Here is a 4,143-nt window from a genome sequence, read left to right as displayed (position 1 = left end):
GCGCGGGGCGCCGCGGGGTCAGCGGGGTCAGCGGGCGGCGCGGCCCGTCGACGCGCGGACAAGCAGCCGGGCGGGCTCGATCTCGGCGTCGGTGACGGCCTCGCCCTCGACGGCCGAGAGCAGGAGGCGCGCCGCCTCGGCCCCGATCAGCCGCGGAGCCGTCGTCAGCGTGGTCAGCCCGGGGCGCACGTACGACCCGAGCTCGATGCCGTCGAACCCGGCCACGCTGACGTCGTCGGGCACACGGACCCCGAGTCGGTCGAGCTCGGTCATGAACCCGATGGCGGCCAGGTCGTTGGCGCAGAAGACGGCGGTGGGCCGGTCGTGGACCGGTGCGTCCGGGCCGAAGAGGCGAGCGGCGGCCCGGGCTCCCCCGTCGTAGGTGAAGTCGGCCTCGACGACCGCCCCGGGCTCGTGCCCGGCTCCGACGACGGCGTCCCGCCAGGCGGCCCCGCGACGCCGTGAGTGGACGAAGCGCCCGGGCCCGGCGACGTGGGCGAACCGCCGGTGACCGAGCGACACGAGGTGCTCGACGAGCTCGCCGATGCCGGCCGAGTCGTCCTGCCGCACGGCGGGCAGGGGGAAGTCCCCGGCCGGGTTGACCCCGACGGCGGGCAGGTCGAGCTCGCGGACCAGCTCGACGCGCGGGTCGTCCACCGTCAGCTCGTTCAGGACGACGCCGTCGACCCGACGTCCGGCCGCGAGCCGGCGATAGCGGTCGAGCGGTTCGTCCGCCGCCGACCCCATCTGCAGGATGAGCGCGTACCCGCGCGGGTCGAGCACCGACTCGAGCCCGCCGATGAAGCTGCCGAAGAACGGGTCGGACTCGAGCACGAACGGGTCGCGGTGCACGACGAGCCCGACGGTGAACGCCCGCTTGGCGCTCAGGCTGCGGCCCCGGACGCTCGGCACGAAGCCGAGGTCGTCGGCGGCCTGGCGGATGCGCGCGCGGGTCTGCTCCGAGACGCCGGGGCGACCGTTGAGGGCGCTGCTGACCGAACTGATCGCGACGCCGGCCCGGGCCGCGACCTCCACGATGGTGACCCGCTCTGCCACGCCGCGCCTCCTCGTCCTCGCCGGTGCCGATGCCCGTGTGCGCCCGCTGCGCCCCCACGATGCTACTGACCCGCCGCAGCCGCCACCCTCGCGTGGACCGCCCGGCCCTAGGGTCGGGGCATGCTCATCGTCTCGCTCGTCGCGGCCTCGCTCGCCGCCCTGCTGCACCTCTACATCTTCGTGATGGAGTCCTTCCTCTGGACCACCCCCCGCGTCCGCGCGACCTTCGGCATCACCGACGACGTCCAGGCCGAGCACACGAAGCCGCTCGCCTACAACCAGGGCTTCTACAACCTGTTCCTCGCGATCGTCACGATCGTGGGCGTCGTGCTGATCGCCGCCGGAGGGGCAGGAGGCGCGGGCAGCGCCTTCGAGGCATCCCCCTCGGGCAACGCCCTGCTCGTCGCGGGCACGGGGTCGATGCTCGCCGCCGCGCTCGTCCTGCTGCTCTCGGACCGCACGAAGACCCGCGCCGCGGTCACGCAGGGGTTCCTCCCGCTCGTCGCGCTCGTCACGCTGCTCATCGCCGCCGCCTGACCGGGTTCGGCCGCACTACCCTGGGCGGGTGACCGACGTGACCGACGCCACCCGCGCCTCCTCCGCCCCCGACGCCGCGACCGCCGACGCCGCTCGGGCCGCTGCCCCGGCCGCCCCGACGACGCACTGGACGCTGACGCTCGTCTGCCAGGACCGGCCCGGCATCGTCCACGCGATCAGCGGCGCCGTGGTGCAGGCCGGCGGCAACATCACCGAGTCGGCGCAGTTCTCGAGCCACGACACCGGCACGTTCTTCATGCGCCTGCAGGTCGAGGCCCCCGGCGAGCGCGACGCGTTCGAGGCGGCGCTGGCGCCCGTGCTCGCGCACTACGACGCGCAGGCGAAGCTCGACGTCGTCGGTCGCCCGATCCGCACCCTCGTGCTCGCGAGCAAGGCGGCGCACTGCGTGAACGACCTGCTGTTCCGGCAGCGGGCGGGCCAGCTGCCGATCGAGGTGCCGTTGATCCTGGCGAACCACGACGACCTGTCGGGGCTCGCCGAGTTCTACGGCAAGCGGTTCGAGCACCACCCGGTCACCGACCCCGAGTCGAAGGCGGCGTTCGAGGCGCGCGTGCTGCAGGTCGTCGACCGCTACGACGTCGAGCTGGTCGTGCTCGCCCGCTACATGCAGATCCTCAGCCCCGAGCTCTGCGCCGCGCTCGAGGGCCGGGCGATCAACATCCACCACTCGTTCCTGCCCGGGTTCAAGGGGGCGAACCCCTACCGCCAGGCGCACGCCCGCGGCGTGAAGCTGATCGGCGCGACGGCGCACTTCGTCACGAGCGACCTCGACGAGGGGCCGATCATCGAGCAGAACGTCGTCCGCGTCGACCACACCCGCAGCGCCCCCGAACTGATGGCGATCGGCCAGGACGAAGAGAGCCGCACCCTGACCCAGGCCGTCCGCTGGTTTGCCGAGGACCGCGTGCTGCTCGACGGCGCCCGCACCATCGTCTTCCGCTAGCCCCGCCCGGGCACACCGGCCGTACGCTGGACGCGTGACCCCGACCGACCCCGCTCCCTCCCCCGTCCCGGCCCGCGGCGGCCCGGTCGGCCCCCTCGACGTGGTGCGGTTCGTCACGCTGATCCTCGCCTTCCTGAGCCTCGGGTTCTGGGGCTACCTCGCCTGGCCGTTCCCGTTCCCGTCGTTGGCGTTCATGATCGGCGCGCCCCTCTTCGCGATCGTCGTGTGGGGCCTGTTCCGTTCGCCACGCGCCCCGATCCCGACCGACGCCGTCGGCAAGGCCCTGGTCGAGATCGCGATCATGGGTGCCGTGGTCGCCGCCTGGGCCATGCTCGGCTACCCGGTCGTCGCCGTGGCGTTCGCCGTCCTGGCCGGCGTCACGGGCGTCCTGGCCTTCCGTCGGGAGAACGGCCGGGGGGCCCGCCGGTGACGACCACCCTGTTCTCCGACGCCCGCAAGGTCGACGCCGACGGCGTGGTCGAGGGCTTCTGGATGCTCGTCGACGGCGACGTGATCGTCGCCACCGGCGCCACGGTGCCGGGGTCGCGCGCGGCGGCCGGGGCGAGGCACGGGGTCGATGCGACCCGCGCCTCCTCGGCGGCGTCGGGTGCACCCGACGACCCGACCGCAGGAGGCGCGGTGCCGCCCCCCGCGGACGTCACGGTCGACCTCGCGGGCGCCACGCTCACCCCGGGGCTGATCGACCTGCACACGCACGGCGGCGGCGGGCACGCCTTCGACGGCGGACCGGACGACCTCGACGCGGGGCTCGCGCTGCACCGCCGTCATGGCACGACGCGCTCGCTGGTCAGCCTCGTCGCGAACCCGGTGCCGGTGCTGTCCCGGTCGCTCGGGCTGATCGGTGACCTGATGCGCCGTGATCCGCTGGTGCTCGGGGCACACCTCGAAGGACCGTTCCTGGCGCCCGACCGGCGGGGAGCCCACGCCCCGCACTTCCTGCTCGAACCCGACGCCGCCACGGTCGAGAGCCTGCTCGAGGCCGGCGACGACGTCGTCCGTCAGGTCACCCTCGCCCCCGAGCTGCCCGGCGGGCTCGACGCGATCGACCGGCTCGTCAGCTCGGGCGTGGTCGCCGCCGTCGGGCACACCGGGGCCGACTTCGACCTCGCCCGCGCGGCGTTCGACCGCGGCGCGAGCCTCGTGACCCACGCGTTCAACGCCATGGCCGGCATCCACCACCGCGACCCGGGGCCGCTCGTCGCGGCGGTCGGCGACGAACGCGTGACGATCGAGCTGATCCTCGACGGCGTGCACGTGCACCCGGCCGTGGCGGACCTCGTGCTGCGCTCGGCGCCCCGGCGGGTCGCCCTCATCACCGACGCGATGGCCGCGGCCGGAGCCGCCGACGGCGACTACCGCATCGGCGAACTCGCGGTGACGGTCGAGCACGGCGTCGCCGTGCTCACGGGCACGTCGACCATCGCGGGTTCGACCCTGACGCAGGACGCCGCCCTGCGCATCGCCGTCCTCCGGACCGGACTCTCGGCCGTCGACGCCGTCGCGGCGCTGACGCTCGTGCCGGCCCGCGTGCTCGGCCTCGACGCCGGGGGCAGGCGCGCGGGCAC

At 74.5% G+C, this 4,143-nt stretch carries 5 protein-coding genes; 4 read left to right on the top strand and 1 reads right to left on the bottom strand.

Annotation, left to right across the window (positions count from 1 at the left end; translation table 11 throughout):
* Window positions 1-27: 27 nt before the first annotated feature.
* The gene (locus IFT36_RS15465) at window positions 28-1,056 is read right to left on the bottom strand and encodes a LacI family DNA-binding transcriptional regulator (RefSeq protein ID WP_200413591.1); all 1,029 of its coding nucleotides are present in this window, start codon (window positions 1,054-1,056) and stop codon (window positions 28-30) included.
* A 120-nt stretch (window positions 1,057-1,176) separates the two neighbouring features.
* Between IFT36_RS15465 and IFT36_RS15460 the strand changes: the two genes are divergently transcribed.
* From IFT36_RS15460 to IFT36_RS15445, 4 genes are all read left to right on the top strand, one after another.
* Window positions 1,177-1,593, top strand: coding sequence for a DUF1304 domain-containing protein (locus IFT36_RS15460; RefSeq protein WP_159827864.1), 417 nt, complete (start codon window positions 1,177-1,179; stop codon window positions 1,591-1,593).
* A 133-nt stretch (window positions 1,594-1,726) separates the two neighbouring features.
* The gene (purU, locus tag IFT36_RS15455; protein ID WP_200413593.1) at window positions 1,727-2,557 is read left to right on the top strand and encodes a formyltetrahydrofolate deformylase; all 831 of its coding nucleotides are present in this window, start codon (window positions 1,727-1,729) and stop codon (window positions 2,555-2,557) included.
* Between the two features lie 34 nt (window positions 2,558-2,591).
* Window positions 2,592-2,987, top strand: coding sequence for a YrdB family protein (locus IFT36_RS15450; protein WP_056043326.1), 396 nt, complete (start codon window positions 2,592-2,594; stop codon window positions 2,985-2,987).
* A partial coding sequence (locus IFT36_RS15445) for an N-acetylglucosamine-6-phosphate deacetylase (RefSeq protein ID WP_307785132.1) occupies window positions 2,984-4,143 on the top strand: 1,160 nt, incomplete at its 3' end. The genes IFT36_RS15450 and IFT36_RS15445, both read left to right, overlap by 4 nt.

Origin of the sequence: Frigoribacterium sp. CFBP 13605 (assembly GCF_014839405.1) — a bacterium.
Classification (GTDB): Bacteria; Actinomycetota; Actinomycetes; order Actinomycetales; family Microbacteriaceae; genus Frigoribacterium.
This window is presented reverse-complemented; position numbering and strand designations above follow the sequence as displayed.

Bases quoted from the DNA above. Each gene is read 5' to 3' on its own strand.
- IFT36_RS15460 (WP_159827864.1), top strand. From the start codon at position 1,177: ATGCTCATCGTCTCGCTCGTCGCGGCCTCGCTCGCCGCCCTGCTGCAC.